Source organism: Mesorhizobium sp. M7A.F.Ca.CA.004.12.1.1, from assembly GCF_003997835.1.
GTDB lineage: Bacteria > Pseudomonadota > Alphaproteobacteria > Rhizobiales > Rhizobiaceae > Mesorhizobium.
Genome location: NZ_RZRK01000508.1, coordinates 1 through 4,533, shown reverse-complemented (window position 1 = coordinate 4,533; position 4,533 = coordinate 1). Strand labels below are relative to the sequence as shown.

General features: G+C 64.3%; 5 protein-coding genes. 4 read left to right on the top strand and 1 reads right to left on the bottom strand.

The window, feature by feature from the left end:
• From EN984_RS23760 to EN984_RS23745, 4 genes are all read left to right on the top strand, one after another.
• A partial coding sequence (locus tag EN984_RS23760; protein ID WP_164765603.1) for an ABC transporter permease occupies positions 1 to 889 on the top strand: 889 nt, incomplete at its 5' end.
• Positions 877 to 1,863 carry an ABC transporter permease gene (locus EN984_RS23755; RefSeq protein WP_127383984.1) on the top strand — a complete coding sequence of 329 codons (987 nt, stop codon included), beginning with the start codon at positions 877 to 879 and terminating at the stop codon, positions 1,861 to 1,863. The genes EN984_RS23760 and EN984_RS23755, both read left to right, overlap by 13 nt.
• Before the next feature lie 11 nt (positions 1,864 to 1,874).
• Positions 1,875 to 2,888 (top strand): nucleoside hydrolase, encoded by a 1,014-nt coding sequence (locus tag EN984_RS23750; RefSeq protein ID WP_127272240.1) that lies wholly within the window; start codon positions 1,875 to 1,877, stop codon positions 2,886 to 2,888.
• An 8-nt stretch (positions 2,889 to 2,896) separates the two neighbouring features.
• Positions 2,897 to 3,832 (top strand): nucleoside hydrolase, encoded by a 936-nt coding sequence (locus EN984_RS23745; protein ID WP_127269133.1) that lies wholly within the window; start codon positions 2,897 to 2,899, stop codon positions 3,830 to 3,832.
• 186 nt (positions 3,833 to 4,018) lie between these two features.
• Here EN984_RS23745 and EN984_RS23740 read toward each other — a convergent pair whose 3' ends face one another.
• Complete coding sequence (locus tag EN984_RS23740; protein ID WP_127383985.1) at positions 4,019 to 4,528, bottom strand: prepilin peptidase; 510 nt, start codon at positions 4,526 to 4,528, stop codon at positions 4,019 to 4,021.
• Between the last annotated feature and the right edge of the window lie 5 nt (positions 4,529 to 4,533).

Sequence of the window (4,533 nt, the reverse complement as noted above, 5' to 3'; positions counted from 1 at the left end):
CGCCGGGACCTTGCTGCAGACGACGCCGATCCTGATCTGCGGTGTCGCCGCCTGCATCGGCCTGCGCGGCGGCATGTTCAACGTCGGCATAGAGGGCCAGCTGTTCCTCGGCGGCTTCGCCGCCGCGTGGGTCGGCTTTGCCATGCCCCTGCCCGCGGGCATTCACACGCTGGCCGCGCTGGCGCTGGCGGTCGTGGCAGGCGCGGCCTGGGTCGCCATCCCCGCCTACTTCCGCGCCCGCTACAACACCAACGAAGTCGTCTCGACGATCCTGTCGAACTACGTGGCGGTGCTGCTCACGTCCTACTTCACCATCTTCCTGTTCAAGCGGCCGGGTGGCTGGTCGGAGACGCCGCCGATCCTGGCGACATCCTATCTGCCGGAGATCTTCACCTTTTCGCGGTTGAACTGGGGCCTGGTCATTGGCTTGGTGCTGGCGGTCGGCGCAGCCCTTGTCTTCCGCTACACCAAATGGGGTTACGGCGTCACGATGGTCGGTTCGGCGCCGAAATTCGCCGAATATGGCGGCGTCAACGTGAAACGGCAGGGTTTCCTGGTCCTGCTGCTTTCAGGGGCCGTCGGCGGGCTGGCCGGCGGCGTCGAGACGCTCGGCGTCCATCACCGCTTCATGGAAGGATTTGCCCCCGGTTTCGGCTTCGACGGGCTGATCGCCGCCCTGCTTGCCAATGGCTCGCCCGTCGCCACCATCTTCACCGCACTGTTCTTCGGCGCCCTGCGCAACGGATCGCTGCTGCTCGAGGTCGACACCAGCGCGTCGCGCGAAATCATCACCGTGATCCAGGCGCTGATCATCCTCAGCGTGTCGGCCCAGGTGCTGGTGAGAAAGCGTGGCGACAGCCAGGCAGGGGAGCGGCGATGGAAATTCTAGACAAGCTCATCAACGTCGCGCTGATCGCGGCGACGCTTCGCACCACCGCGCCCATCCTTCTGGTCGCGCTTGGCGGCTCGTTCACCACCAAGGCCGGCATCTTCAACATCGGCCTCGAGGGGCAGATGCTGGTCGGCGCCTTCTTCGCCGTCCTCGGGTCGATCTGGACCGGTTCCGCGCTGGCGGGGGTCGCCTGCGGCGTCGCGGCGGCGCTCGTCTTCGCCCTGGTTTTTGCTGTCCTGGTGGTGAGCTTCAAGGCCAATGAAGTGGTCGTCGGGCTGGCCCTCAACATCCTGGCCGGCGGCATGACAATCTCGCTGATGAAAGCGATCTTCGGCACGCGCGGCTCGATCGTCGGTCACGGCATCGTCGGCCTGCCGAAAGTCCAGCTGCCCGGTGCCCGCGACCTTCTCGGCTCGTGGGCGCCGCTGATCTCCGGCTTCACGCCGCTCGTCTATGTCGCCTTCATCGCGGTGCCGCTGCTGGTCGTCTGCTATACCAGGACGCGGCTCGGCCTCTATATCCGCGTCGTCGGCGAAAAACCGGAAGCCGCCGAGGCGCTTGGCATCTCGATCACCCGCGTCCGCTACATCGCATCGCTGCTTTGCGGATTGCTGGCGGGCCTCGCCGGCGCTCATCTGTCGCTCGGCTACATCACCATGTTCACCGAAAACATGTCGTCGGGCCGCGGTTTCATGGCGGTGGCGATCCTGATCTTTTCCAATGGCGATCCGCTGAAGGTGCTGGCCGGCTGCCTGCTGTTCGGCTTCGCCGATGCTTTTTCGTTGCGCCTGCAGACGTTCGGCTATCCCTCCTATCTGGTTCTCACCGTCCCCTATGTCGTCGCGCTGATCGCATTGTTCGCGCTGTCCTACCGGGCGCGTCCGAGGATTATCGCGGAGACGCTGGAATCGATGCGCAAGCTGCTGTCGGTCGACAAGAACACTGAAGCCGGCGGCAAAAATCACCAGTGAAGGAAGCCTTTATGGAACGCATAATCCTCGACGTGGATTCGGCCGGCGACGATATTCTCGCCGTGCTGTTTGCGGCGATCAATCCGAAGCTGCGGCTCGAGGGCGTGACCACCGTGACCGGTGCCGCCGGCCCGATCGAGCAGGTCACCAATGTCGTCCTCAACACGCTGACGCTCGCCGGGCGTGACGATATCCCGGTTCACGCCGGCGCGTGGCGGCCGATCGTCGGCAACGCCAAGGCCGATATGGAAGCGCCGGTGCATTTCGAAAAGCGGCTTGTTGCCCGTTTCGGCGATCGCCTGAAGAAGTTCAACCCGCCGGCGCCGACGCCGGTGCGGCAGGCCACACCGGGACATGCGGTCGATTTCATCATCGGCACGGTCATGGCCAATCCGGGCGAGATCACGCTGGTGACGACCGGTCCGCTGACCAACGCGGCGATGGCGCTGTTGCAGGAGCCGGGATTGACCGGTGCACTGAAGCGGCTGATCGTGCTCGGCGGCAATTTCCAGACGCCGGGCAACATCACACCCTTGTCGGAGTACAACATCTGGGCCGATCCGGAGGCCTCGCGCATCGTGCTCAACGCCGATGTCGAGAAGATCCTCGTGCCGCTCGACATCTGCGAGGACAACCGCGTCGCCGATTCGATGCTGACGCGCGACGACATCGCCGACATGCAGGCCGTCGCGAGGGACAATCCCGTCCTTGAGATGATCGCCGACAGCTTCCCGATCTACATCGACATCTGGCGCGAATTCTTCGACCTCGTCGGGTTCCCGATGGACGACGTGATCACCGTGGCGCTGGCTTTCGATCCCGGCCTGGCGACGATGACCGAGCCGCTGTTCGCCGACGTCGTGCTCGACGGCAGGCTGGCGCGCGGCCAGACCGTCGCTTATCGCGGCCGGCAATTGCTGCCCGGCGGCGGGCCCAAGACCACCCGCATCTGCACCGGCCTGGACGGCCGGCGTTTCCTCGACGGCTTCAAGAAAACCATAGCGCGCTACGAGCGGGCGGCGTGAAAGACGACATGATGACCAAGCCAACTCCTATCCTGTTCGACTGCGACCCCGGCCACGACGACGCCATCGCGCTGGTCATGGCGCATCGCTCGCCGGCCATCGAACTACTCGGCGTCACCACGACCTGCGGCAATGCGGAAGTCGAGAAGACGACCGCCAATGCCTTGCGCATCCTGGAGTATATCGGCGCCGGCGAGGTGCCTGTCGCGCAGGGCTGTCACCGCCCGCTGGCGCGCCCGCTGGTGCTCGGCACCGCCGATGGCCCAAGCGGCCTCGAGGGCTCGCCCTACCTGCCGCAGGCGACGATCAAGCCGGTTGACCAGCACGCCGTCGATTTCCTGGCCGACAGACTGCGCGCCGCGCCCGAACCGATCCTGGTCGTTGCCACCGGCCCGCTCAGCAATATCGGCCTGATGATCCTCAAGCATCGCGACGTGCTGCCCAAGATCAAGGAGCTGATCTGGATGGGCGGCGTGTTCTACCGCAAGAGCGAGATCATCACGCCGACCGAGTTCAATGCGTTCTGCGACCCCGAGGCGCTGAAGATCGTTCTGGACAGCGGCGTGCCGATCCTGATGGTGGGCCTCGACGTCACCATGCAGGTGCTGATCGAGGCGCCGCAATATGCCGAGCTCGCGACCATCGACACGCCGCTCGGACGGCTCGTCAACGACTGGCTGCTGTTCTACGAGAAGCTGCACCGCAACTCGATGGGCGTCGGCGGCGCCATGCACGATCCCTTGGCGCTGGCGCTGGCCATCGATCCGACATTGGTGCGCACGCGCCCTGCCCATATCGGCGTCGATCTGTCCGGCACCTACGCCTTCGGCGCGACCATCGCCGATTACTGGGGCGAGCGCGGTGAAAAGGACAATGCCCGCATCGCCCATGAGGTCGACGCGGACCGCTTCTTCAAGCTGATGTTCGACCTGCTGCGGGATTGAACGGAGCGCCGCGGCGCAGGCAGCGCTTCAAGATAGGAATTTTTTCTTGACTCCCTGCACTCAGCTATGGTACATTTTTGCCTATGGTGCTGATTTGCGCCAGTGACCCGCCGCACAGGCGGGTTTTTCGTTTGATGCTCCGTCAAATCTCCCGCGCGACGAATTCAGCCGCGTGAGATGACAGGGTCAGTTGAGCTGGTTGAGGATTCCAGAGCTGCTCGCGACCGTCAAACTCCTGTAGATCAGGAACGCCAGCGTACAGATCGCGGCCAGCGAGATCGGCACGCCGAACGGCACCACGCCCTTGCGGTCCAGATGCTGGACGACAAGCCGAAAAGCACCCGCGGGCAGCATGAACGGGTTTTTCACGATGACCGCGGTTGCCAAAGCGAAAACCAGAAGCAGCACTGAAAACACTGCGAGAGCGCTGCCGCTGATCAGGAATGGCACGACTGCCAGCAGCTTGACATCGCCGGCGCCGATCTTGCGCAAGACCCAGAAGGGCAAGAGCGCGACGAACAGCAGAAGTCCGGCGAGAGCGCTCAGCCCCATGTCCCACCACGAGCCTGACTGGAGCGACAGCAGCAGCAAGCCCCCGGCCCCCAGGCAGAGCAGCAGCAGCACGTCGCGATTGGAAATCTTCTGCGTCTTGAAGTCGAGCCAGCCAATCCTTCCCAGCAGAGGGATGGCGAGCACCTTCA

Excerpts from the sequence above, each read along its gene's own strand:
- EN984_RS23755 (WP_127383984.1), top strand. The coding sequence starts at position 877 with ATGGAAATTCTAGACAAGCTCATCAACGTCGCGCTGATCGCGGCGACG.
- EN984_RS23750 (WP_127272240.1), top strand. The coding sequence starts at position 1,875 with ATGGAACGCATAATCCTCGACGTGGATTCGGCCGGCGACGATATTCTC.
- EN984_RS23745 (WP_127269133.1), top strand. The coding sequence starts at position 2,897 with ATGATGACCAAGCCAACTCCTATCCTGTTCGACTGCGACCCCGGCCAC.